This is a genomic window from Amycolatopsis sp. NPDC114505, assembly GCF_055633615.1.
The window spans coordinates 2,912,308-2,935,447 of the sequence record NZ_JBVKDV010000001.1 but is presented as its reverse complement, the minus strand read 5'-3'; the positions used below and the strand labels follow the sequence as shown (position 1 = coordinate 2,935,447).

27 protein-coding genes are annotated in these 23,140 nt (G+C 71.8%); 11 read left to right on the top strand and 16 right to left on the bottom strand.

The window, feature by feature from the left end:
- Positions 1-46 precede the first annotated feature (46 nt).
- The 3 genes from ACZ7OU_RS14620 (at position 47) to ACZ7OU_RS14610 (ending at position 3,188) form a co-directional block, all read left to right on the top strand.
- Complete coding sequence (locus tag ACZ7OU_RS14620) at positions 47-634, top strand: biotin transporter BioY (protein WP_470255354.1); 588 nt, start codon at positions 47-49, stop codon at positions 632-634.
- Positions 635-736: 102 nt separating this feature from the next.
- The gene (locus ACZ7OU_RS14615) at positions 737-2,788 is read left to right on the top strand and encodes an ATP-dependent DNA helicase (RefSeq protein WP_470241439.1); all 2,052 of its coding nucleotides are present in this window, start codon (positions 737-739) and stop codon (positions 2,786-2,788) included.
- A 58-nt stretch (positions 2,789-2,846) separates the two neighbouring features.
- Positions 2,847-3,188 (top strand): hypothetical protein, encoded by a 342-nt coding sequence (locus ACZ7OU_RS14610; protein WP_364626108.1) that lies wholly within the window; start codon positions 2,847-2,849, stop codon positions 3,186-3,188.
- On the opposite strand, the gene ACZ7OU_RS14605 is transcribed toward ACZ7OU_RS14610, so the two are convergent.
- The 4 genes from ACZ7OU_RS14605 to ctaD all read right to left on the bottom strand — a co-directional run bounded on the left by ACZ7OU_RS14605 (position 3,185) and on the right by ctaD (position 7,517).
- Entirely contained in the window at positions 3,185-3,589 is a 405-nt protein-coding gene (locus ACZ7OU_RS14605) for an OsmC family protein (RefSeq protein WP_470255353.1), read from the bottom strand. The genes ACZ7OU_RS14610 and ACZ7OU_RS14605 overlap by 4 nt on opposite strands.
- Before the next feature lie 16 nt (positions 3,590-3,605).
- Positions 3,606-4,385, bottom strand: a complete 780-nt coding sequence (locus ACZ7OU_RS14600; protein WP_470255352.1) for a peptidyl-tRNA hydrolase — start codon at positions 4,383-4,385, stop codon at positions 3,606-3,608.
- Positions 4,382-5,611, bottom strand: coding sequence for a phosphoserine phosphatase SerB (serB, locus tag ACZ7OU_RS14595; RefSeq protein WP_470255351.1), 1,230 nt, complete (start codon positions 5,609-5,611; stop codon positions 4,382-4,384). The genes ACZ7OU_RS14600 and serB overlap by 4 nt, the downstream gene beginning before the upstream one ends.
- A 115-nt stretch (positions 5,612-5,726) precedes the next feature.
- Positions 5,727-7,517 (bottom strand): aa3-type cytochrome oxidase subunit I, encoded by a 1,791-nt coding sequence (gene ctaD / locus ACZ7OU_RS14590; RefSeq protein WP_470241442.1) that lies wholly within the window; start codon positions 7,515-7,517, stop codon positions 5,727-5,729.
- Between the two features lie 134 nt (positions 7,518-7,651).
- Here ctaD and ACZ7OU_RS14585 point away from each other — a divergent pair, with 134 nt between their 5' ends.
- Positions 7,652-8,464, top strand: a complete 813-nt coding sequence (locus ACZ7OU_RS14585; protein ID WP_470255350.1) for a phosphotransferase — start codon at positions 7,652-7,654, stop codon at positions 8,462-8,464.
- Here ACZ7OU_RS14585 and ACZ7OU_RS14580 read toward each other — a convergent pair.
- Complete coding sequence (locus tag ACZ7OU_RS14580) at positions 8,452-9,213, bottom strand: alpha/beta fold hydrolase (protein ID WP_470255349.1); 762 nt, start codon at positions 9,211-9,213, stop codon at positions 8,452-8,454. The two genes, ACZ7OU_RS14585 and ACZ7OU_RS14580, sit on opposite strands and share 13 nt — an antisense overlap.
- On the opposite strand from ACZ7OU_RS14580, the gene ACZ7OU_RS14575 reads away from it, so the two are divergent.
- Positions 9,212-9,751, top strand: a complete 540-nt coding sequence (locus ACZ7OU_RS14575; RefSeq protein WP_470255348.1) for a GNAT family N-acetyltransferase — start codon at positions 9,212-9,214, stop codon at positions 9,749-9,751. The two genes, ACZ7OU_RS14580 and ACZ7OU_RS14575, sit on opposite strands and share 2 nt — an antisense overlap.
- A 36-nt stretch (positions 9,752-9,787) precedes the next feature.
- Here the strand turns inward: ACZ7OU_RS14575 and ACZ7OU_RS14570 are convergent, their stop codons facing one another.
- From ACZ7OU_RS14570 to ACZ7OU_RS14560, 3 genes are all read right to left on the bottom strand, one after another.
- Complete coding sequence (locus ACZ7OU_RS14570) at positions 9,788-10,093, bottom strand: hypothetical protein (protein WP_155541314.1); 306 nt, start codon at positions 10,091-10,093, stop codon at positions 9,788-9,790.
- A gap of 219 nt (positions 10,094-10,312) precedes the next feature.
- Positions 10,313-11,395 carry an NAD/NADP octopine/nopaline dehydrogenase family protein gene (locus ACZ7OU_RS14565; protein ID WP_470255347.1) on the bottom strand — a complete coding sequence of 361 codons (1,083 nt, stop codon included), beginning with the start codon at positions 11,393-11,395 and terminating at the stop codon, positions 10,313-10,315.
- Positions 11,396-11,474: 79 nt separating this feature from the next.
- Entirely contained in the window at positions 11,475-12,599 is a 1,125-nt protein-coding gene (locus ACZ7OU_RS14560; protein WP_470255346.1) for an alkaline phosphatase family protein, read from the bottom strand.
- 45 nt (positions 12,600-12,644) lie between these two features.
- Between ACZ7OU_RS14560 and ACZ7OU_RS14555 the strand changes: the two genes are divergently transcribed.
- Positions 12,645-12,857 carry an FmdB family zinc ribbon protein gene (locus tag ACZ7OU_RS14555; RefSeq protein WP_470255345.1) on the top strand — a complete coding sequence of 71 codons (213 nt, stop codon included), beginning with the start codon at positions 12,645-12,647 and terminating at the stop codon, positions 12,855-12,857.
- Here the strand turns inward: ACZ7OU_RS14555 and ACZ7OU_RS14550 are convergent.
- The gene (locus ACZ7OU_RS14550) at positions 12,854-13,972 is read right to left on the bottom strand and encodes a trans-sulfuration enzyme family protein (RefSeq protein ID WP_470255344.1); all 1,119 of its coding nucleotides are present in this window, start codon (positions 13,970-13,972) and stop codon (positions 12,854-12,856) included. The two genes, ACZ7OU_RS14555 and ACZ7OU_RS14550, sit on opposite strands and share 4 nt — an antisense overlap.
- 58 nt (positions 13,973-14,030) lie before the next feature.
- Between ACZ7OU_RS14550 and ACZ7OU_RS14545 the strand changes: the two genes are divergently transcribed.
- Positions 14,031-14,507 carry an Lrp/AsnC family transcriptional regulator gene (locus ACZ7OU_RS14545; protein ID WP_470241450.1) on the top strand — a complete coding sequence of 159 codons (477 nt, stop codon included), beginning with the start codon at positions 14,031-14,033 and terminating at the stop codon, positions 14,505-14,507.
- Between the two features lies 1 nt (position 14,508).
- On the opposite strand, the gene ACZ7OU_RS14540 is transcribed toward ACZ7OU_RS14545, so the two are convergent.
- Both ACZ7OU_RS14540 and ACZ7OU_RS14535 read right to left on the bottom strand, forming a co-directional pair.
- Positions 14,509-15,033, bottom strand: a complete 525-nt coding sequence (locus tag ACZ7OU_RS14540; RefSeq protein WP_470255343.1) for a P-loop NTPase family protein — start codon at positions 15,031-15,033, stop codon at positions 14,509-14,511.
- Positions 15,017-15,481, bottom strand: coding sequence for an Lrp/AsnC family transcriptional regulator (locus ACZ7OU_RS14535; RefSeq protein WP_470255342.1), 465 nt, complete (start codon positions 15,479-15,481; stop codon positions 15,017-15,019). The genes ACZ7OU_RS14540 and ACZ7OU_RS14535 overlap by 17 nt, the downstream gene beginning before the upstream one ends.
- A gap of 93 nt (positions 15,482-15,574) precedes the next feature.
- On the opposite strand from ACZ7OU_RS14535, the gene ACZ7OU_RS14530 reads away from it, so the two are divergent.
- The 4 genes from ACZ7OU_RS14530 (at position 15,575) to ACZ7OU_RS14515 (ending at position 17,868) form a co-directional block, all read left to right on the top strand.
- Positions 15,575-16,414 carry an LLM class flavin-dependent oxidoreductase gene (locus tag ACZ7OU_RS14530; RefSeq protein ID WP_470255341.1) on the top strand — a complete coding sequence of 280 codons (840 nt, stop codon included), beginning with the start codon at positions 15,575-15,577 and terminating at the stop codon, positions 16,412-16,414.
- The gene (locus ACZ7OU_RS14525; RefSeq protein WP_470255340.1) at positions 16,411-16,836 is read left to right on the top strand and encodes a nucleoside deaminase; all 426 of its coding nucleotides are present in this window, start codon (positions 16,411-16,413) and stop codon (positions 16,834-16,836) included. Before ACZ7OU_RS14530 ends, ACZ7OU_RS14525 begins: the two co-directional genes overlap by 4 nt.
- Positions 16,833-17,243 carry a tRNA (N6-threonylcarbamoyladenosine(37)-N6)-methyltransferase TrmO gene (gene tsaA, locus ACZ7OU_RS14520; RefSeq protein WP_470255339.1) on the top strand — a complete coding sequence of 137 codons (411 nt, stop codon included), beginning with the start codon at positions 16,833-16,835 and terminating at the stop codon, positions 17,241-17,243. Before ACZ7OU_RS14525 ends, tsaA begins: the two co-directional genes overlap by 4 nt.
- Before the next feature lie 103 nt (positions 17,244-17,346).
- Positions 17,347-17,868, top strand: a complete 522-nt coding sequence (locus tag ACZ7OU_RS14515) for a hypothetical protein (protein ID WP_470241456.1) — start codon at positions 17,347-17,349, stop codon at positions 17,866-17,868.
- Here ACZ7OU_RS14515 and ACZ7OU_RS14510 read toward each other — a convergent pair whose 3' ends face one another.
- From ACZ7OU_RS14510 to ACZ7OU_RS14490, 5 genes are all read right to left on the bottom strand, one after another.
- Entirely contained in the window at positions 17,869-19,638 is a 1,770-nt protein-coding gene (locus tag ACZ7OU_RS14510; RefSeq protein WP_470255338.1) for a 3-hydroxyacyl-CoA dehydrogenase family protein, read from the bottom strand. It abuts the gene before it with no gap.
- 120 nt (positions 19,639-19,758) lie between these two features.
- Complete coding sequence (gene dhaM, locus ACZ7OU_RS14505; protein ID WP_470255337.1) at positions 19,759-20,436, bottom strand: dihydroxyacetone kinase phosphoryl donor subunit DhaM; 678 nt, start codon at positions 20,434-20,436, stop codon at positions 19,759-19,761.
- Positions 20,433-21,062, bottom strand: coding sequence for a dihydroxyacetone kinase subunit DhaL (dhaL, locus tag ACZ7OU_RS14500; RefSeq protein WP_470255336.1), 630 nt, complete (start codon positions 21,060-21,062; stop codon positions 20,433-20,435). Before dhaL ends, dhaM begins: the two co-directional genes overlap by 4 nt.
- Entirely contained in the window at positions 21,062-22,063 is a 1,002-nt protein-coding gene (gene dhaK / locus ACZ7OU_RS14495; protein WP_470255335.1) for a dihydroxyacetone kinase subunit DhaK, read from the bottom strand. The genes dhaL and dhaK overlap by 1 nt, the downstream gene beginning before the upstream one ends.
- A gap of 65 nt (positions 22,064-22,128) precedes the next feature.
- Positions 22,129-23,133 (bottom strand): DUF3558 domain-containing protein, encoded by a 1,005-nt coding sequence (locus ACZ7OU_RS14490; RefSeq protein ID WP_470255334.1) that lies wholly within the window; start codon positions 23,131-23,133, stop codon positions 22,129-22,131.
- Positions 23,134-23,140: the final 7 nt, after the last annotated feature.

The following is a 23,140-nucleotide window of genomic DNA, read 5'->3' as shown; positions in this document are numbered from 1 at the left end:
GGTAACGAGCGTTAACCTCGGTCGTCCGCTCACCCAGGGAGGTTCTGTGTCTTCGCTGTCCTTAGCCGGCAAGCGGCCCGTGCTGGCCGACCTCGTGCCCGGTTCCCTCGTCCGGGACATCGCGCTGGTCGCCGGCGGTGCGGTGCTCACCGGCGCCGCCGCGCAGCTGACCATCCCGGTGCCGGGCAGCCCGGTGCCGATGACCGGCCAGACGTTCGCCGCGCTGCTCGTCGGCGCGTCGCTCGGCATGTCGCGCGGTGCCGCGTCGATGCTGGTGTACCTGCTGGTCGGCGCCGTGGGCGTGCCGTGGTTCCAGCACGGCACCGCGGGCCTCTCCGGCGCGAGCGCCGGCTACATCGTCGGGTTCGTCTTCGCCGGCGCGCTGGTGGGCGCGCTCGCCGGCCGCGGCGGCGACCGGACGCCGGTGCGCACCGCGGGCACGATGGTGCTCGGCAACGTCGTGATCTACGCGTTCGGCGTGCCGTGGCTGATGGCGTCGACCGGGTTCGACCTGTCGACGGCGTTCGCCAAGGGCGTGACGCCGTTCCTGGTCGGGGACGCGATCAAGATCGTCGTGGCCGCCGGCCTGCTGCCGCTGACCTGGAAGCTGGTCTCCGGCCGCGATCAGGACTGACTGCTCGCCGCGGGACCTTCCACACGGGAGGTCCCGCGACGCGAGTGGCCCGTTCGCGACGGAGCGCCGCTCTTTGTCGGAGGCGGCGGCTAATGTGTCGCTGTGCCCGCTCGAACTGACTTCCCCGGCGTCCTCGAACTCCTCACCCACGCGGTGGAGTCCGTCGGGGGTGCCGAGCGTCCAGGGCAGGTCGAGATGGCGGACGCCGTCGGCCGCGCCATCCGCACCGGCGAGCACCTGGCCGTGCAGGCCGGCACCGGCACCGGCAAGTCCTTGGCCTACCTCGTTCCCGCGATCCGCCACGCCGTCGAAAAGGAAGCCACCGTCGTGGTTTCCACGGCGACGATCGCGTTGCAGCGCCAGCTCGTCGACCGCGACCTCCCGCGCCTGGCGAAGGCGCTGAAGAAGCCCCTGGGCCGCGAACCGACCTTCGCGATCCTCAAGGGCCGCCGCAACTACATGTGCCTGCACCGCCTGGATTCCGGCGCGCCAGACGAGCCGGAGGACGCCCAGCTCTTCGACCCGTTCGCGGTGTCACGCCTGGGCAAGGAGGTGACGCGGCTGCGGGAGTGGGCGTCGGACACCGAAACCGGCGACCGCGACGAGCTCGTCCCCGGCGTCACCGACCAGGCGTGGCGCCAGGTATCGGTGACGGCGAAGGAATGTCTCGGCGCGTCCCGCTGCCCGATCGGCACGGACTGCTTCGCCGAGAAGGCCCGTGCCGAAGCCGGCCGCGCCGACGTCATCGTCACCAACCACGCGCTGCTGGCGATCGACGCGCTGCAGGGCTACCAGGTCCTCCCCGACCACGACGTCGTGATCATCGACGAGGCGCACGACCTCGTCGACCGCGTCACCTCGGTCGCCACCGGCGAGCTGACCAGCGCGATGTGCGCGTCGGCCGCGCGCCGTTGCGGCAAGCTGATCGACGCCGACGTCGCCGACGGCCTCCTGGAGGCGGGCGACGGGCTGGCGCTGATCGTCGACGACCTGCCCGCGGGCCGGATGGACCAGCTGCCGCAGCCGCTGAAGGGCGCCATCCCGGCGATCCGCGACGCCGCGCACCGGTGCATCACCTCACTGGGCTCGGACCGCAAGGAGGACGTCGAAGGGGCCACCGCGCGCAAGCTGGCACGCTCGCTGCTCGACGAGGTGCACGACACCGCGGTCCGGCTGCTGGAGGCGTTCGACGACGACCAGGCGCACCAGCGCGACGTCGTCTGGCTCTCCGGCGACAAGTTCTCGTCGAACCCGCGGCCGCCGGCGCTGAAGGTGGCGCCGCTGGGCGTCGCCGGGCTGCTGCGCGAGCGCGTCTTCAACCAGCACACCACGATCCTCACCTCGGCGACGCTGACCCTGGGCGGCACGTTCGACACCATGGCGCGCCAGTGGGGGCTCCCGCCGGGCGCGCCTCGCGTCGAGAAGGCGCCGGGAGCCGCGACGGACAAGGAAGCACCGTCCGACACCGACTCCGGCCCCAAGTGGATCGGCCTGGACGTCGGGTCGCCGTTCGACCACAAGAAGAACGGCATCCTCTACCTGGCCAAGCACCTGCCGCCGCCGGGCCGCGACGGCCTCGCGACGTCCACAATGGACGAACTGGCCGAGCTGGTCGAGGCCGCGGGCGGGCGCACGCTGGGGCTGTTCTCCTCGATGAGGGCGGCCAAGCAGGCGGCCGAGGAGATGCGCGAGCGGCTCGACTTCCCGATCCTCTGCCAGGGTGAGGACTCGACGTCACTGCTGGTGCAGAAGTTCTCCGAGGACGTCCGCACGTGCCTGTTCGGCACGCTGAGCTTGTGGCAGGGCGTGGACGTCCCCGGGCCGTCGCTGCAGCTCGTGGTCGTCGACCGGATCCCGTTCCCGCGCCCGGACGACCCGGTCTCCTCGGCGCGGCAGCGCGCGGTGGAAGCGCGCGGCGGCAACGGCTTCCTCACCGTGGCGGCGACGCACGCGGCGCTGCTGCTGGCCCAGGGCACCGGGCGGCTGCACCGGTCGGTCACCGACCGCGGCGTGGTCGCGGTGCTGGATTCGCGGCTCGCGAACGCCCGCTACGGCGGATTCCTCCGTGCTTCGCTGCCGCCGTTCTGGCCGACGATGGACCCGAAGGTGGCCCGCGACGCGTTGCGCCGGCTGGACGCTGCCGCGCCCGCGTGACGCGGTCCACAACACCGCCCGGTACGGTGAAGCAACCGAAGCAGCTAAGGAGCACCGGTTGACCCAGGATTCGTCCAGCGCACAGTCCCGGACCGTCAGTGTCGACGACACCGGTGTGCGGCGGCGGCTCGCGGACGGCAGCGAAGAAGCTGTCACGTGGGCTGCTCTGTCATCGGTGATGGTCCGGGTGATTCCCGACGGCCCCTGGAACGAAGACGTGTTCTTCATGCTGGTGGGAACCGACGGCAAGGGCACGGCGGTGCCGAGCGGCGACCCGGCGGCCGACGCGCTGATCGAGCGCCTGCAGTCCTTGCCGGGCTTCGACAACGAGAAGTTCATCGAGGCCATGACGACCGACGCCGACCAGGCGTACGTCGTCTGGGAGTCCAGCGAGAACTAGGCGGTGGGGAACTCCTCCGTCACCGGGATCCCCTTCTTGAGCGTCCGGCTCACCGTGCAGAGCCGCTCGATCGCGCGATCCACGGCACCGGCCAGCGCTTCCCGCTGATCCGCGGCCAAAGTCGACACGTCGACATCGAACGCGACGTGCACGGCGTCCAGCTCCGAAGCACCCTCACGCCGGTCGGCGCTGACGGTCACGCGGAACTTCGCGTCTTCGCCCACCCGCCGCGTGATCAGCTCCTCGGCGGTCACCGCGCTGCAGCCCGCGGCCGCGATCTGCAGCAGCTCCGCGGGCGCGAACGCTCCTTCGGCGCCGGTGCGGCCCAGCCGCACCTCGGCGCCCCGGTCGTTGCGGCCGACGAACGAGTGCTTGCCGTCGCGCTGTACTTCGAGTCCCATGCCCGCTCCAACCCGCTCAGGAAACCGCTTGTTCCGGCTCCCACTGGGCAAGAACCGTGATCGTGCCCGGATCGACCTCGGTGAACCCGGCGTCCCGCACGGCGACGACGCGATCGCGCCGCCACGCGCCCTCGGGGTCGTCCCCGGGGTGCAGTTCCTTCCACCGCGCGACGCTCGCCGTGCGCACGGCGGTCCGGTAGCCCCGCGCGGCCCAGCCGGCCAGCGCGTCGTCGTCCAGCAGCGCCGCGAGGATCATCGTGGCGTGCCCGACCTGCGCGGCGGCCTTGCCGACGGTCATCGGCGCGTGCGGGTTGAGCAGCAGCAGCGGGACGCCGGCGGGCAACGGCCCCGGCTCGTCGGGCGGCAGCTCGCTGCCCGAGATCTGCAGCCGCGAGACCTCCTTCGGGGCCTCGGCGACCAGGCCCGGCACCAGGGCCCGCGCCTCGGCGCCGTCGATCTCGACCGTGATGCCCGGCAGGTCCTGGACGGCCGCCCAGTGCGCACCTCGCGCCCGCCGCGCCACCTTGCGGATCCGGTTGTCGAGCCACGCGTGCATCGGCTCGGCCCACTCGCCGCCGGGCTCGGCACGCTCGTCGAGGCAGACCGCCAGTGCGGCGGCCGCGGCGGCCTCCAGCAAAGGCGTGCGCCTCGGCGGCTCGGCCCGCTCGATGCGCAGGATCACCGGCATCGCCCGGACTTCCTCCGGGAGCTCGTCGGAAGTGTCCGAAGTGTCTTCGGCCGGGAGCCCGAGCCAGTAGGCGTAGCGGGCGCCCAGGGGGTCGAGAACGCTGCTCACGGACGCATCAGCTCGAGTCCGTCGGCGGCGTCGGCCGCTTCGACCTCGCCGCGGGTGAGGCCGAGCACGAACAGCACGGCGTCCAGGTACGGGTGCGACAGCGCGGTGTCGGCCACCTCGCGCAGCGCGGGCTTGGCGTTGAACGCGACGCCCATGCCCGCCGCCGACAGCATGTCGATGTCGTTGGCGCCGTCCCCGACAGCGACGCACTGCTCCAGCGGGATGTCGTACTCGCCGGCGAAGCGGCGAAGCACCTTCGCCTTGCCGGCGCGATCGACGACTTCCCCGACGACGCGCCCGGTGAGCTTGCCGTCGACGATCTCGAGCTCGTTCGCCGCCGCGAAGTCGAGGCCCAGCTCCTCCACCAGACCCCCGATGACCTGCGTGAACCCGCCGGACACCACGCCGGTCTTGAACCCCATCCGCTTGAGCGTGCGGATCGTCGTGCGGGCGCCCGGGGTCAGCTCGATCGACGCGGCGACCTCGTCGATCGCCGACGCGGGCAGCCCCTCCAGCAGCGCGACCCGGCGTTCCAGCGACTCCGTGAAGTTGAGCTCACCGCGCATGGCGGCCTCGGTGATCTCGCGGATCTCCGGCTCGACCCCGGCGTGCGCGCCCAGCATCTCGATGACCTCGCCCTGGATGAGCGTCGAGTCGACGTCGAAGACGACCAGCCGCTTCGCCCGGCGCGTGATCCCGGCCCGTTCCACCGCGATGTCGACGCCCACCTCGACCGCGGCGTCGGCGAGCGCCGAACGCAGCGCGGCGTCGGCTTCGGGGGTGTCCCCGTCGACCGAGACGTACAGCTCCAGGCCCGTCACCGGGTAGTCGGCGACGCTGCGGATCCCGTCGATGTTGACGCCCAGCGACGCCAGCCGGCGCGCGACCTCCGAGAAGCCCCGCGCGGTGACCGGGCGGCCCAGGACGACCAGCACGTGCGTGGAGTCGCGGCGGCCCAGCGCGAACGGGTCGTCCCCGATCGCCGAGCCGATCTTGACCTCCACCGTCATGCCGACGGACGCCATCGCCTGCTCGACCGACTCCTGCAGGCCCTCCGGATCGCGGTACACGCCGGCGAGCACCCCGAGCACGAGCTGCCCGCGGATGACGACCTGCTCGACGTCGAGCACGTCGACGTCGTGCCGGGTCAGCACGGCGAACAGCACGGACGAGACGCCCGGCTTGTCGGGGCCCGTGGTCGTGATCAGGACGGGGGTCTGGGTCACTGGTCATCCCTCGTTCGGCGACGCTGCACGGTCAGTCTGCCGGTCCGGCCCCGGACATAAGTAGAGCGCGTGCCCGGCTTCACAAAAGCCGGGCACGCGCTCACTAGATCAGGTCCTACTTGTCGTCGCCCTGCTCGCTGGCGTTGTCCTGGGAGTGGTCTCCCGGGATCAGCGCTTCGGTGAGCACCTGCGACGGCGCCGCGTGGCTGTTGACCTTCTGCTTCCCGAAGAAGCCGATCTCGCCCTCGCTGTGCATGCGCTCGATCATGTGCGGGTAGTGCAGCTCGAACGCGGGCCGCTCGGAGCGGATCCGGGGCAGCTCGGTGAAGTTGTGCCGCGGCGGCGGGCACGACGTCGCCCATTCGAGCGAGTTGCCGTAGCCCCACGGGTCGTCCACCGTGACGATCTCGCCGTACCGGTAGCTCTTGAAGACGTTCCAGATGAACGGCAGCGTCGAGGCACCGAGGATGTACGCACCGATCGTCGAGATCGTGTTCAGCGTCGTGAAGCCGTCACTGGTCAGGTAGTCCGCGTACCGCCGCGGCATGCCCTCGGCACCCAGCCAGTGCTGGACGAGGAACGTGCCGTGGAAGCCGATGAACGTGGTCCAGAAGTGCCACTTGCCGAGCTTCTCGTCCATCATCCGGCCGGTGATCTTCGGGAACCAGAAGTAGATACCGGCGAAGGTCGCGAACACGATCGTGCCGTAGAGCACGTAGTGGAAGTGCGCGACGACGAAGTAGCTGTCCGACACGTGGAAGTCGATCGCCGGCGCGGCCAGCATGATGCCGGTCAGGCCGCCGAAGAGGAACGTGACGATGAAGCCCATCGAGAAGATCATCGGCGTCTCGAAGGACAGCTGGCCCTTCCACATCGTGCCGATCCAGTTGAAGAACTTCACGCCGGTCGGGACCGCGATCAGGAAGGTCATGAAGGAGAAGAACGGCAGCAGCACCGCACCGGTGGCGTACATGTGGTGCGCCCACACCGCGACCGACAGCGCCGCGATGGCCAGCGTCGCCCAGACCAGGCTCTTGTAGCCGAACATGGGCTTGCGGCTGAACACCGGGAAGATCTCCGACACGATCCCGAAGAACGGTAGCGCGACGATGTAGACCTCTGGATGGCCGAAGAACCAGAACAGGTGCTGCCAGAGGATCACCCCGCCGTTTTCGGGGTCGAACACGTGCGCACCCAGGTGCCGGTCCGCCAGCAGGCCCATCAGGGCCGCGGTCAGGATCGGGAAGGCGAGCAGGATCAGGATCGACGTCACCAGGATGTTCCAGGTGAAGATCGGCATCCGGTACATCGTCATGCCGGGCGCGCGCAGGCAGACCACGGTGGTGACCATGTTGACCGCGCCGAGGATGGTGCCGAGACCGGAGACCACCAGGCCGGAGATCCACAGGTCCGCGCCGACGCCCGGCGAGTGGATCGCGTCCGACAGCGGGGTGTAGGCGAACCAGCCGAAGTCGGCGGCGCCACCCGGCGTCAGGAAGCCCGACAGCACGATCAGGCCGCCGAAGAGGTACAGCCAGTACGAGAACGCGTTCAGCCGCGGGAACGCGACGTCCGGCGAGCCGATCTGCAGCGGGAGCACGAAGTTCGCGAAACCGAAGAGGATCGGGGTCGCGTACAGCAGCAGCATCACCGTGCCGTGCATGGTGAAGAGCTGGTTGTACTGCTCCTGCGACAGGAACTGCTGCCCGGGTCGCGCCAGCTCGGTACGGATGAGCATGGCCATCGCGCCGCCCGCCATGAAGAAGGCGAACGACGTGACCAGGTACATGATCCCGATCTGCTTGTGGTCCGTCGTGCGGAACAACCGCAGCAGGTACGAACCCTTGACCGACTCGCGCGCGGGGTACGGGCGCGTCGCGATCGGCTTGGGGGCTACGGCCGTCACTCCTGCCTCCAACACTCAAACCTCGTGGTGGTCATCGTCCGGCCGCCGAGGTGGGCAACGCCCGGTTCAGCGGTCATGGGGGATCGTAGCCCTCGTCACCGACAGTCGCGCGCACCGGCTGGCAAGATCGGGCCGTGGCCGACGAATACACGCGCGCCGCGGTGCGCGCGGCACGGACCGTGACCTCCCGGCTGGGTCTGCCGGAGCACGAGCCCGAGGTGCTCCACGAACGCTCGAACGTGCTGGTGAAGCTGGGTCCGCTGGTCGCGCGGGTGCCGGGGACCACCCGCCTCGCGCGGCCCGGTCCGGCGTGGCAGGAGCGGGACCTGGCCCTCTCCCGGTTCCTCACCGAACGTGGTGTGCTCGTCGTCTCACCGGCCACGGATCCCCCGGCCGGACCGCATTTCGCCGACGGGCTGCCGGTCACGCTCTGGCACCACACCCCGCACGATCCGGACCACCGGTACGCACCGGACGTCGTCGCGCGTTCGCTCGCCGAGGTGCACTCCGCGCTGCGGGACTACCCGGGCGAACTGCCCCGGCGAGGACCGCTCGACGACCTGGTGCGCATCCTCGACCGGCACGACCTGGACCCCCGGTTGCGCGGCGAGACGGACCGCCTCGCCGCGCTGCTGCCGGACGTCGCCGTGCAGCCGCTGCACGGCGACGCGCACCCCGGCAACCTGATCGCCACCCCCGCGGGCCCGTGCTGGCTGGACTTCGAGGACACCTGGCTCGGACCGCTGGCCTGGGACCTCGGGATCCTCGCCCGTCAGGGTGGCCCCGAGTACCTGGCCGCGTATCCGGGCGAAGTGGACGAAGAGGCGCTTCGCGTGTGTACGCGGCTACGAGAGCTGTACTCGGTCGTCTGGCAGTACGTGATCGCGATCCGGTTCCCGCACCGGCTCGACGGCGCCCGGTCGGCGCTCGCCGCCTACTTTTCGTGAGTCGCCGGGTACCAGGAGAGGATCGCTTCGACCACGCCCGCCGGGTCTTCCAGCGGGGTCAGGTGCCCGGCTTCCGGGAGCACCACGAGCGTCGCGCCGTCCATGGCCTCGACCATCTCGCTCGCGGCCGCCACCGGCGTGATCGGGTCTTCTTCGCCGACGACGACCAGCGCCGGGACCTTCGCTTCCCGGAGCAGTTCGAGGGAGCCGGGCCGGGTCCGCAGCGCGAGCGCCGTCCACGAGATCCCGGCCGGCGGCTGCGATTCGATGATCTCCCGGACGTTCTCGACGATGTCCGGCCGCCGCTCGCGCGTCGACGCGGCCAGCAGGTTCGGCAAGTTGGCCTCGGCGAGCCAGCCGTGGATGCCCTCGTGGTCGACGCGCTCGGCGACGTCCAGCCGGCTTTGCGCGGCCTCGGGCGTGTCGGGCGCGGCCTTGGTGTCGATGAGCACGAGCCCGCCGACCCGTTCTGGCGCCAGCCGCAGCACCGCCATCGCGAGGTAGCCGCCCATCGAGCAGCCGCCGAGCACGACGCGGTCCAGCTCCAGGCGGTCCAGCAGGGCGACGACGTCGCGCGCGGCGTCCTCGAGGCTCGGTTCGCGGTCCGTCTCCGGCAGCGGCGAGCGACCCAGCCCGCGCTGGTCCGGGGTGATCACCCGAAGGTGTGAAGCGAGGGGCTCGCGCACCGCGTTCCACATACGGGCGTCCAGGGGAAAGGCGTGGAGGAGGACCAGCGGCAGTTCGGTCATGCCGGATATTTTGTCGGACCCCCGCGCTAGCTTCGCCGATGTGTTCACCGACATCGAAACCGACCGGCTGCTGCTGCGTCCGCTCCACGAGGCGGACCGGCAGGCGATGGTCGACATCCACACCGATCCGCGCACCAACCGCTTCCACCCGGACCCGCCCGACGTCCCGCGCGCGTCGGCGATGTTCTCGGAGTGGCTGGCGCACTGGGCCGAGCACGGCTTCGGCTACCCCGCGGTCACCGAACGCGGCGGCAGCGAGGTCCTCGGCATGTGCGGGGTGCGGCTGCGGGAGTTCCACGGCGAGAAGGTGCTCAACCTCGGCTACCGGTTCCGGCCGTCGGCGTGGGGCAAGGGGTACGCCGTCGAGGCCGGCCTGGCGGTCTTGGAGTGGTGTGCCCGCGAGCTGCCGTCGGTGCCGGTGCTGGCGAGCGTCAGCGTCGACAACAAGCCGTCGCTGCGGGTGGCGGAGCGGCTCGGCTTCACCGAGTACACGGAGGAGATGTACGACGGCGCCTTCTCGCGGCACTACCGGCGCTGAGCCGGGTGATGTTTGACAACTCCAGAAGGAATCGCGTCACCGGCGGCGGTTCGGCCGCCGGCGCGCCCGCGCGTCCCAGCAGGCGCGGTGCCAGTGCCGCCGGTCGGCGACGGAGCCGGTCTCGTCGGCGGGCCAGACGACGAGGTGCGGAGTGCCCGGCCGGATCTCGTGGTCGCAGCCGGGGCACCGGTAGTCCTTGGTGGCCTGCGAGCCGGGCACGGTCCGCACGAGCCAGTCGCCGTCCGAACCGGACTCGGCCCGCGCCCACCCGGTCGCGGCACCGAGCTCGCGTTCGGGCGGCCCGCCGTCCGCCCGGCGGCCGGGACGGTTGCGTCGAGGCACCCCCGAACGGTATCCGCCACCCGCACCCGCCCATGACCCGTCCACCCAGGTACGCGTGTCGTCCACCCAGGTACGCGAGTCGACCCTCCAATCACACGAGTCGACCCTCCAATCACGCGTGATGCCTCCCCAATCACGCGTGATGCCCCTCCAATCACGCGTGATGCCCCCTCAATCACGCGTGATGCCCCTCCAGTCACGCATGATGCCCGTCGGAGCTCAAGCCGCGACCCGGCCACCGGCCCGCAGCCGGCGCCGGATCCCGTCGTGGCCGAGCCCGTCCCAGCCGAGCCGAGCCAGCGTCCGCCCGGTCAGCCGGAAGTCCTCGCCCCCGAGCACGGACATGATCGTGATGGCGGCGTCGACCATCGGCGTGGCGACCCCGGCGCACCGCGCGAGTGCCTGCAGCGGCACGAGCGTGGAGCGGATGTCCTCGGTGAGGAACCGGTGGTCGAGGCTGGTCGGCGCGGCGATCGTCCGGTACGGCTCCACCGTCCGCAACGCGTCGAGCAGCGTCGTGGCCGGGCAGCCGTAGTAGCGGTCGAGGACCTCGGTCATGGGCAGCAGCCGGGCGCCGTACGCCCGCGCGACGGCGGCGAACTCGGCCTCGGTCCGCTCCAGCAGCGCGATAGTGCGGTGGGAGACGCCTTCGACGTAGAACAGCAGTTCCTCCGCCCGGTCGATGGTGCCGAGGTTGGCGAGCGCGATCGGCACGTGCGCGACCGCGCCGAAGTCGTGCAGGCCGCGTTCGACGGGGTTGCGCGCGACCTCCAGCATCGGGAACCACTCGCGCAGGAGCCCGGCGTGCCGTCCGACGGCGGCCGGCGTGCAGCCGGAGATCAGGTTCCAGCCCTTGACGCCCAGCACGGTCACCCCGCCGGTCCCGGACGGCCGCGCGGCGAACAGGGCATCGGTCTCCACGACGTCGACCTCCGGTGCCCCGGCGGCGGCGAGCGCGTGCGCGAACTCGACGCTCCCGCACAGCTTGCCGGAGAACAGCACCACCACCTGCCCGGGCCGAAGGTGCGGCGCGAGCCGGACGGCGACCTCCGGGTAGGCGGTGGTCACGGTCGCGACCAGCACCACGGCCCGCCCGGCCAGCGACGCGGGATCCGCCGTCACCTCCCGCAGCGGGAACCGCCCGTCGAGCACCCCGCTCGCGACGATCTCCCGGCGGCGCGCGATCTCCGCCATGGCCGCGAGATCCCGCGTGCAGAGGTGCACGGGCAATCCCAGCGACGCGAGATGCGCCGCGACGGCCCGTCCCTCGCCACCGGCCCCGACGACCCCGATCCCGTCCATTCCGCCCACTCCCGTCACTCGGGTACGCAGTGGACAGGTCGGCGGACCGCCGGGGAAAGTTCCCGGAAGCCGGACCCGCTCACCCCTGGGCGAGCGCCAGCGGCACCAGCTGCTCGGCCGTGGTGAGCGACCCGTGCTGCCCGATCAGCGACGTCTCCACAGCCTCGGCGAGCCCTCGCACCATCCCGAACCGCCCCCGGGCCGCCGCGACGACGTCGCCGATCCGCGGCAGCACCCGGTCGCTGACCGTGTGCCCGAACCACCCCTCGGCGATGGCCTCCTCGCGCGACCGCACCCAGGCCCGCTCGCCCAGCACCGACCGCCAGGCCGCGAGGACGTCCGCGGCCGCGCCCGGCTCGGTGTAGACGTGCCGCGCCCGCACCTCGCCCCCGAACGTCCGGACCCCGGCAAGCAGCTCCGGGACGTCTTCGAGGTCGAGCTTGTCGTCGACGGTGACCATCCCGTGGTCGGCCACCACCGCGAGCAGTGCCCCGGCCGGCAGACCGTCCACAAGGGACTCGACGAGCCGGTCGACCTGCCGCAGCTGCGCCCGCCACGCGGCCGAACCCGGGCCGTAGACGTGCCCCATGAGGTCGAGGTCACCGTGGTAGGAGTAGCAGAACGCGCGCCCGTCGAGCACCGACAGCGTCCGCGCGGCGAGGTCGCCCAGCGCGTGCACCCCGGCGTACCGCGCACCGCTCTGCGTGGCCAGGGTCAGGGCCGTGTCGCGCAGCTTGGCGGCCGACACCACGGCCGCGTCGACGCCGGCCGACGCGGCCCGCTCGAACGTCGTCGGCAGCGGCTGCACCTCGCGGGGCGGGAGGGCGCCACGCAGGTCGCTGCCGTCTTCGTGGCTGCACCAGCGCAACGCGTTGAGCACGCCCGTGCCGGGCATCTCGAACGTGTAGCCGACCATGCCGTGCTCGCCGGACGCGAGCCCGGTGCCGATCGCCGCCACCCCGGCGGCGGTCGTGGACGGGAAGCCCACGCGCAGCGACTCCCGGGCCAGCTCGGTCAGCACCGGCGCGTCCGCGGCGTGCTCGGCCAGCAGCTCCCAGCCGAGCCCGTCGACCAGCAGGACCCCGGCGCTGCGGGCCTCCGGCAACGCCAGCGTGTTCGCGAAGCCGGGCACCCCGAGCGCGGCGAGCAGGGACGGGACGACCTGGCCGAGGTGGGGAACGTCGGCGAGCGAAGGCGGCTGCACGCGCCCAGCTTCCCATCCACCCGGCCGTCCGGCGATAATCGCGGCATGCCGACCTACGCCTACCGCTGCCGCGAGTGCACCGAGACCTTCGAGCTCCTGCGCCCGATGAGCGAATCGAGCGCGCCGGCGGCCTGCCCGGAGGGCCACGCCGACACCGTCAAGCTGCTCACCACGGTCGCCCTCACCGGGGCCGCGAGCGGACCCACGGTCCCGGCGGGCGGCGGCGGTGGCTGCTGTGGCGGCGGCTGCTGCGGCTAGAGCGCCTTCAGCGCCTGCTCGAGGTCGGCCCACAGGTCCTCGACGTCCTCGAGCCCGGCCGACAGCCGGATCAGCTGGTCGGACACCCCCGCGTCGTGCCGGTCGCCCGCGTCGACGATCCGGTGGCTGATCGAACCCGGGTGCTGGATCAGCGTGTCGACGCTGCCGAGGCTGACGGCCGGCGTGATCAGCCGGACCGCGCCGATCAGGGCGTGCGGGTCGCCCTCGACCTCGAACGCCACCAGCGGCCCGCCGAGACGCGGGTAGTGGACGGCGGTCACGGCCGGGTGCTCGCCGAGCCGTGAGGCCAGCGTCGCCGCGGTCTCCGACGCCGCGTTGACGCGCAGCGGCAGCGTGGAAAGCCCGCGCAGCAACAGGTATCCGGCGAGCGGGTGCAGCACGCCGCCGGTGGCGAAGCGGATCTGCCGCAGCCGGGCAGCTTCCTCAGCGTCGCACGCGACGACCCCGCCCATCACGTCGCCGTGGCCGCCGAGGAACTTCGTCGCGCTGTGCAGCACGATCCGCGCGCCGTGGCGGCCGGGGCGCTGGAGCACCGGGGTCGCGAAAGTGTTGTCCACCAATAGAGGCACGTCCCCGCAGGCGACTGCCAGCGCGGCGATGTCGGCCTCGGCGAGCGTCGGGTTCGCCGGCGTCTCGACGAACACCAGCCCGGTGTCCGGCCGGATCGCGGCGGCGACGGCGTCCGGCGCGGCCCAGGTGACCTCCGTGCCGAGCAGCCCGGACTCGAGCAGGTGGTCGCTGCAGCCGTACAGCGGGCGCACGGCGACGACGTGCCGTTTCCCTTGCGCCACCGCGGAAAGCAGGCAGGCCGAGACGGCGGCCATGCCACTGGCGAACGCGACGCCGTGCTCGAAGCCTTCGAGCTCGGCGAGCGCCCGCTCGAACCGTTCGACGGTCGGGTTGCCCACCCGGCCGTAGATCGGCGGGCCGTCGAGTTCGCCGCCGGCGGCGAACTCGTCGATCCGGGCGGCTTCGGCGGCACTGTCGCGGGAGGGGTAGGTCGTCGACAGGTCGAGCGGGACGGCGTGCACGCCGAGGTCCGTGAGGTCGTCACGGCCGGCGTGGACGGCACGCGTGCGCAGCGAGGAGGTCATAGCGTCATGGTCGAGCTTTCACCGGATCCGGGGCAACAGTCTCGGATATCATTCGCGGATGGCCGATTCCGTCGAACTGAGTCCGGTTGATCTCGAAATTCTGCGCCTGCTCCAGAACGATGCCCGGGTCACCAACAAGGACCTGGCGGCCGCGGTCGGCATCGCGCCGTCGACGTGCCTGGACCGCGTCGCCCGGCTGCGGGACACCGGCGTGATCACCGGGCAGCACGCGTCGGTCGACGCCGCGAAGCTGGGCCGTCCGCTGGAGGCGTTCCTGTTCGTCCAGGTCCGCCCGCACCGGCGGCCGCTGGTGGACCCGTTCATCGAGCACCTGCTGTCCCTGCCCGAGGTGCGCGCGGTCTACCACCTGACCGGGCCGGACGACTTCCTCGCGCACGTCGCGACCAGCTCCGCCGCCGAGCTGCAGCGGCTGGTGCTCGACGAGCTGACGGCCCGGGACGAGGTCGCCCGCGTGCACACCAACCTCGTCTTCCAGCACTGGAGCGGCGGCCCGCTGCTCCCGCCGGGCGCGTGAGTCAGAGCGACTCGAGCCAGCGACGGGTCTCGCGCGGAGACGTCATCCGGACGACCGAGGGGCACGGCGGTTCGGCGGCCCACTCCCGGATCCGCGCCCGCTTCCGCGCGAACGACGCGAAGTGCCAGCGGATGATCGAGTCCGCGGAGAACATCTGGCGGAACGACTCGACGTTGCCGTTGCAGATCCGCTCGCGGGTCACCGAGCGCAGGGCGGTCCGGCGCACCAGGCGGCCCAGCGAAAGCCAGCGCGGGTAGTCGAGGCCCACGATGAGCTGGGTGCGCGGCAGCACGACGTCCTTCCACCGGGTGTACGCCGCGTCGAGGACCCAGCGCTCCCCCGCGCACACCTCGGCGATGCGGCGGCGCTGCTCCTCGTCGGACACCTGGACCCAGCCCGGCAGCCAGGTGAGGTCGTCGGCCGAGACGTAGGGCAGGCCGGTGCGCTCGGCGATGCGGGCCGCGAGCGTCGACTTGCCCGAGCCGGTCACGCCGTAGACGAGGATCCGCTCAGGCGTCGAGATCACGGGCGGGCTCCCGCGGTCCGCGGTAGGGCAGTGTCTGGCTGTAGACGATGCTCGTGGTGGTGCTGCCGAACTGGGCCAGCTCGTCCATCGTGCGCTCGAGGTGGGCCATCGAGGCGGCGGCGACCTTGAGCGTGTAGCAGTCGTCGCCGGTGGTGCGCAGGCATTCGAGGATCTCGAGGCGCTCGCCGAGCAGCTTGTGCAGTGCCTCGTGCCGGCTGCCGGGGTACTTGAGCCGGACGACGGCGAGCACCGCGTAGCCGACCTTGCCGAGGTCGATGTCGGCGCGGTAGCCGGTGATCACGCCGGCCGACTCGAGCCGCCGGAGCCGTTCGGTCGTGGCCGACGCGCTGAGGTTCACGCGGCGGCCCAGTTCGGTGAGCGGCAGCCGGGCGTCCTGCTGCAGCTCGACGAGGATGGCCCAGTCCGTCTGATCGAGACTCTCGGTCATGAGGCGAATGTACCGCGAGATCCACGGCCGAAGCCGCCGAACGCCGTGATCATTCCCTTCCGATCACGGCTTTGACCTCGATAGCCTTTCGTGGTGAAGATCGGCGTGAACGTCCCCAACTTCGGCCCCGGCACCGACCCCGGCGTACTGCGCGCGTGGGCGCGGACCGTCGAAGGCCTCGGCTACGACCTGCTGATGGTTTCCGACCACGTCGCGATCACCCCGGACGTCGCCGGCCAGTACCCGGCGCCGTTCTACGAGCCGTTCACGACGCTGTCGTGGCTCGCGGGCGTCACCGAGCGGGTGCGGCTCGGCACCACCGTGCTGGTCGTGCCGTACCGGCATCCCCTGTTGGTGGCCCGGATGGCGGCGAACCTCGACGTGCTCAGCGGCGGCAGGCTCGTGCTCGGCGCCGGCATCGGCTGGGCGAAGCAGGAGTTCGACGCGCTCGGCGTGCCGTTCGAGCAGCGCGGGAAGCTCACCAGCGAGTACCTCCGGACGATCCGCGCGGCCTGGGCCGACCAGGACGACTACCGCGCCGGCCCGATCCCGCTCTGGCTGGGCGGGCACAGCGACGCCGGGCTGCGCCGCGCGGTGGAGCTCGGCGACGCGTGGCACCCGCTGCGGCTGACCATGTCCGGGTTCCGGGAAGGCTTGGAGCGCCTGAAAACCCTGGCCGGCGACCGGCCGATGCCGGCGTTCGCGCCGAGGATCCTCCTGCGGGTGACCGGCGAAGAGCTGACCGGCCCGGGCCGCCGTGCCGGGGAAGGCACCCTCGACCAGATCCTCGACGACCTGGCGCAGTTGCGGGCGCTGGGCGCGGACACCGTCGTGCTCGACCCGTTCGATTCGGACCCCGCCGAGACCCTCCACCCGGAGGTCGCGTGGCGGGACCTCGCGGCGATCGCCGCGTCCTGGAAGGAGAACCGGTGAAGGACACCGAAGAAACCCTGTTGCGGCGCGCTATCGAGCTCGCCCGCCAAGCGCGCGAGGAGCACGGCAACCCGCCGTTCGGCTCGCTGCTGGCCGACGCCGACGGCAACGTCCTGGCCGAAGACCGCAACACGTCGTTGTCCGACAACGACATCACGGCGCACCCGGAGCTGAAGCTCGCCCGCTGGGCGGCGCAGAACCTGACCCCCGAAGCCGCGGCGGCGACCACGATGTTCACCAGCACCCAGCCGTGCGGGATGTGCACCGGAGCGATCGAGCGGTCCGGGCTCGGCCGCGTCGTCTACGCGCTGTCGACGGAGCAGTTCCTCACGCTGCGCCCGCCGGTCAAGTGGGGATACGAGCTGGAGGGCCCGGCGCTGTTCGACGAGGCCCGCGTACCGGTGGACGGCTACTACAAGTGACAGCCTTCGAAGTGCACCCGGTGGCGCACATCGAGTCGTCCCTCCAGGACCGCGCGACGGCCCCGCGGCAGGCCGACGAGGGCGCCCCACCGGCCCGGGTGGTGTTCGCCCCCGAGTTCCACCCGGCGGCGGCCGACCTGCGCCCGGGCGACCGCGTCGTGCTGCTGACGTGGCTGCACGAAGCCGACCGCGAGGTCCAGTCGGTACACCCGCGCAGCGACCCGGACCGTCCCCTCGAAGGAGTGTTCTCGACACGCTCCCCGGACCGCCCGAACCCGATCGGCCTCCACACGGTGACGGTGATGGCGGCCGAGAACGGCACGCTCACGGTGACGGGCCTCGAAGCGATCGACGGCACCCCGGTCCTGGACGTGAAACCGGTCCTCGGCGAGGTGACCGAGCGCTGAGCCGCGCGATCACGATCGGGGCACCCCGGTAACGACCGTCGCCATCCGGCCGACCTCCCTCCTGCAAACGGAGCAATCCCCGGACGTGCCGACGGAGGCCGCGATGACCAGTGCGTTCGAACCTGTGCTGCCGGACCCGTGGGCGCCGCCGCAGGCTCCGCCCACGGTGCGCACCGGAACGAACCCTTGGCATCTGCTGCTCGCGGCCGCCGGCGGCGCGGCACTGGTGGGCGCCCTGTGGGTGGGCCTGGACCTGGCGGATTCCGGTGCGCCCACCGGGATCCCCGGCACGCCCACGTCCGGGGAGGCGTTCGACCTCCGCGGCACGTTCACGCTGAACAGCGGCGGGTACGCCTACAGCACCTGTGGCGGTTCCGGCGGCTACTCGGACATCACCACCGGGACCACGGTCACCGTCTACAACGCCGCGGGAACCGTGCTCTCCCAAGGCGCTCTCGGGACCGGGCGGCCGAACGGCGGCGGCAGCTGCGTGTTCACGCTGTCCGCGCCGAACGTTCCGGCGGGCGAGAAGTTCTACCTCGTCGAGGTGTCCCACCGAGGCCGGATCATGGTGCAACCCGACGACGCGCGGAACGGGAACGTCGCCCTCAGCCTGGGCAGCTGATCAGTAGTCCTTGAAGCCCTTTCCGGTCTTCCGGCCCAGCCGCCCGGCCGTCACGAGGTGCTCCAGCAGCGGCGCCGGCGCGAAACCCTCCTCGCGGAACTCGTTGTACAGCGTCCGCTGGATGGCCAGCGACACGTCGAGCCCGACCACGTCCAGCAGCTCGAACGGACCCATCGGCAGGCCACAGCCCACCTTCATCGCCGTGTCGATGTCGTTGGCACCCGCGTAATGGGCCTCGAGCATCTTCACCGCGTCGTTCAGGTACGGAAACAGCAGGGCGTTGACGATGAAGCCCGCGCGGTCTCCACAGTGGACAGCGTGCTTGCCCACCGCCGAACAGACCGCGCTCGCCGTGGCCACCACGTCCGGGGCGGTCGCGATCGTCGAGACCACCTCCACCAGCTTCATCACCGGGGCCGGGTTGAAGAAGTGGAGGCCGATCACGTCGGACGGCCGGGACGTCGCCGCCGCGCACTCGATCACCGGCAGCGAAGACGTCGTCGTCGCCAGCACCGCGCCCGGGCGGACGACCTCGTCCAGGGCCGCGAACACCGCCTGCTTCACCGACAGCTCCTCGGCCACCGCCTCGACGACCAGGTCGACGTCGGCCAGCGCCTCGAAGTCGGTCACCGGGGTGATCCGAGCCAAGGCCAAAGCAGCGTCCTCTTCGGACAGCTTGCCCTTGACCACGGCCTTGTCGAGCGACTTCTTGACGCGAGCCACCGACGCCTGCGCCTTCTCCAGGCTCCGGGCGCGCAGCACGACGTCGAGGCCGCGCTTGGCGAACACCTCCGCGATGCCGGTCGCCATCGTCCCGGTGCCGATCACGCCGACCCGGGACACCGGCCGCGGCGGCACACCCTCCACTGTGGACTTGACCGAAGCGTCCGAGACCACGGTGGGCGAATCCGGCGCGTCGTAGGCGTAGAAGCCCCTGCCGGTCTTGCGGCCCAGCTGGCCCGCCGTGATCATCTGCTTGAGCAGCGGCGCCGGCGCGTGCAGCCGGTTGCGGGACTGGTGGTACATCGTGTCGAGGATCTCGTACGCGGTGTCCAGCCCGATCAGGTCGAGCAGCGCGAGCGGGCCCATCGGGTACCCGCAGCCGAAGCGCATCGCGGCGTCGAGGTCCTCGCGCGTGGCATAGCGCTGCTCGTACATCCGCACCGCGTGGTTGAGGTAGCCGAACAGCAGCGCGTTCGCGATGAACCCGGCCCGGTCACCGATCACCACCGGCACCTTGCCGAGCCGCTCGGCGAACGCCACCACGTCGGTGACCACCTCCGGCTCGGTCACCACGGTCTTCACGATCTCGACGAGCTTCTGCACCGGCGCCGGGTTGAAGAAGTGCATGCCGACGACCTTGCCGGGGCGCGCGGTGTGCACCCCGATCTCGGTGATCGACAGCGACGACGTGTTGGACGCGAAGACCACCTCGGGCCGGGTGATCTTGTCCAGCTCGGTGAAGACGTCGGCCTTCAGCTCCAGGCTCTCCGGGATCGCCTCGACCACGAGGTCCACTTCGGACAGATCCGAGAGCGAGGTGCTGTACCGGATCCGGCCCAGCAGGGCGTCCCGGCCGGCCGGATCGAGCTTGCCGCCGGAGAGCGCGCGCTCGGTCGAGTGCTCGATGTGCCCGCGGCCCCGGGCGACGCCGGTTTCGTCGAGCTCGACCGTCACGACGTCGAGCCCGCTGCGCGCGAGCACTTCGGCGATCCCGGCCCCCATCGTGCCCAGGCCGACCACTCCGACCGTCGAGATGTCCCGCGCCATCGAGGCCTCCAGAGATGTTACTCGCTGGTAATTGGCCCCTGACTCTGCCACACGGAACCGCCGGAAGCCCAGACGGAATCGAGTCAGTACCGCGCAAGTCACCCGGTCGGCGAACCGGGTTCACTCGCCGAAGTTGCCGTCCACCAGCTCTTTCGCCTTGTCCAGCGCGGCGCGCGCCTGCGGTCCGCGCGCCCGCACGCGGATCCGGTCACCCTGGCGGGCCCCGAGCGACATCAGCCCGAGCACGCTGTGGCCGTCGGCCTCCTGGTCGCCGAGCCGGACGGTGACCTCGGCGTCGAACGCGCTCAGCGCGCGCACCAGCACCGCGGCCGGCCGCGCGTGCAGCCCGACCTCGTTCCGCAGCACCAGCTCGACCTCGTCGCCATCGCCGGCGGGGGCGGGTTCGGCCGGCGAGAGGTCCTCGGGCATCCCGGCGGCCGCGGCGGCCTCCGCCACCGCCTTGCGGTCCTTGCCCGACTGCGCCGCGACCGCCGCCGCGATCGCGCCTTCGACCAGCGGGCCGTCCGCGACGATCGCGGCCGACGGGTCGGCCAGCGATTCGACGGCGAGCTCGGCGGTCATCTGGGCGCTGCCGAGGTCGTAGAGCAGCACGACGCCGTCGCCGGAGTCGGCGCGCTGGGTGGCCGCGACGACCTCGTCGTAGTCCGTGCCGATCGAGCCGTCGGAGAGGCCTCCGGCCGGCAGGATGGTGACGTCCGGGGCCATCTGGGCGGCCAGTTCCGCCAAGCCTTCCGCGAGCTTCGCGCTGTGCGAAACGAGCACGATACCGACGCTCACCGGGCGGCCTCGGCGAACGCGCGCAGCAGCAGCGCCGAAGACCGAGCGCCGGGATCCAGGTGCCCGACCGCGCGCTCGCCCAGGTAGGACGCGCGCCCCTTGCGCGGCACCAGCTCCACTGTGGACTCCGCGCCGCGGTCGGCCGCGTCGGCCGCCGCGGTCAGCACCGCGGCGACGTCCCCGCCGTCCTCGGCCGCCTTCTCCGCGGCCGCGACCGCCGGGATCAGGGCGTCGACCATGGTCGCGTCGCCGCCGACCGCCTTCCCGCGGGCCTGGACGCCTTCGAGCCCGGCGCGCAGCGCGTCCAGCAGTGCCGGCACGTCGAGGTCCGCGGCGGTGCCGAGCTTGGCCGAGGCACGCAGGAAAGCCGTGCCGTACAACGGTCCCGCCGCCCCGCCGACCTTGGAGATCAACGTCGTCGCGACGAGCTTCAGCACCGCACCCGGCGTCTCCGGCGCAGCCGCGTCGAGCGCCGCCACGACGGCGGTGAACCCGCGGTTCAGGTTCTCGCCGTGGTCACCGTCGCCGATCGCGCGGTCGAGTTCGATGAGCTCGGCGCGGTGCTCGGCGACGACGGCCGCCGCGGCACGCACGGCCGCCGCGACCCCGTCGGCCTTGCAGGTCATCAGACCCCCCACCGCAGCGCCGCGGTGTTGACCGGCGCGTCCCAGAGCTCGGTCAGCTCGTCGTCCAGCTTGAGCAACGTCAGACTCATCCCCTGCATCTCGAGGCTGGTGATGTACGGGCCGACCAGCCGGCGTTCGACCACGATCCCACGCTCGGCCAGCAGCCGCTCGGCGATGCCGTGCGCCAGGTAGAGCTCGACCAGCGGGGTGCCGCCCATCGAGTTGGTGAACAGCAGCACGCGGTCGCCGGACTCGAACGGCAGGTCCTCCACCACTGCCTGGACCAGCCGCGCCACCAGCGCGTCGGCCGGTTCGAGCGGGATCCGTTCGCGGCCGGGCTCGCCGTGGATGCCGATGCCGAACTCGATCTCGCCGTCGCCGAGGTCGAAGCTCGGGGTGCCGGCGTGCGGCACGGTCGGCGCGGTCAACGCGACGCCGATCGACCGCACCTGGCCGATCACCTTCCGCGCCAGCGCGGTCACGGCGTCGAGCGAGTCGCCCCGCTCGGCGGCCGCGCCGGTGATCTTCTCCAGCAGCACCGTGCCACCGACCCCGCGGCGGCCCGCGGTGTAGGTCGAGTCCTTGACCGCGACGTCGTCGTCGATCACGACGCTGCGCACCTCGAGGCCGTCGGCGGCGGCCAGCTCGGCGGCCGTCTCGAAGTTCAGCACGTCACCGGTGTAGTTCTTCACGATGAGCAGGGCGCCCGAGTCACCGGTGGTCGCGGTGACGGCGGCCTGCACGGCGTCCGGCGTCGGCGAGGTGAACACGGCGCCCGGCACGGCGGCGGCGAGCATGCCGAGGCCGACGAACCCACCGTGCAGCGGCTCGTGCCCGGACCCGCCGCCGGAGATGACGGCGACCTTGCCGGCGACCGGCGCGTCGGCGCGGACCACGACGTCCGGATCCTCCTGGACCCGCAGGATGTCCGCGTGCGCGGCCGCGAGGCCCCGCAGCGACTCCGCGACGACGTTCGCCGGATCGTTGATGATCTTCTTCACGGCAACCTCCGGCACATCGGCGGGTGGGGTTCCCTTCCTACCTCTCCGCGCGGCCCGCCGCCAGGTCAGGGTTTGGGGAGCTTCGTGACGACGTTCTTCGCGACGGTGACCGCCTTGCCGCACGGGTCGTCGGTGGCCGGTTGGGCGTTGTAGTTCTCGTAGTCCACTTGGGCCAGTTCGACGTCGTCGCCCTGCCAGGGCCGGTGCTGCCACTCCACCGTGCACCGCGAGGTGCTCCCACTCGCCTGCTTCTGGAACGCCGTGACCCCGCTGCCCAGGTCCACCTTGGAGTAACCGTCGCCGAGGATCGGCGGCAGTCCCGGCAGGAACTCGACGGTCACGGTCGGGTTGGCGCCGTTGCTCTGCCACTGGCAGGAGTGCAGGCCCGAAGGCGCGGACTTCGCCGACGGCACGCTGGGCGCGACCGCCGCGGTGTCGGCCATCGCGCACGGGTCGGCGGCCAGCAGGGTGCCCGCGGGCGTCGAGTACTTCTCCGGCGAGCTGTGGAGCTTCTGCACGATGGCGTCCATCAGCGTCTGGCCGGGCCGGCACGGGTCGCCGGGGTAGGTGACCGAAACCGTCAGCGCCATGTCCGGGTTCAGCGCCGTCATCGTCGCGACCGTGCAGCTCGTGTCGTCGGTCTTGTTCACGCGCAGCGGGAGCCCGCCGACCTGCCCGGTCGTCTTGTCCGCGTGCGGCAGCAGGGTGCCGCCGATCTCGAAGTCGAGCCGGATCTCCTTGCCGCCGGGATCCTTCACCTTGTTGCCGCACCGGTCGAAGGCGATCGACGACGGCGACGGGTCCTCCTCGACCGTGCCGAGGCCCAGCGCGCCGAGCGCCTCCTTGGTCAGGAACTGGCACGGCTTGATCGTGCGCAGGACGTTCGCCGCCACGGCGGCGTCGGTGATCGGGCCGTCGGTGACCTGGCCGGTGCCGGCCGCCGCGGGCACCGTCGTCCGCGCGAAGTTGGACTTGCCGAGGTCCTGCCCGCACGCGGTCAGCGGCAGCGCGAGGACGGTGACCAGCAGGAACAGCTTCGGGAGACGGCGGCGCCGAACGTCAGGGAGCACGCGGTGC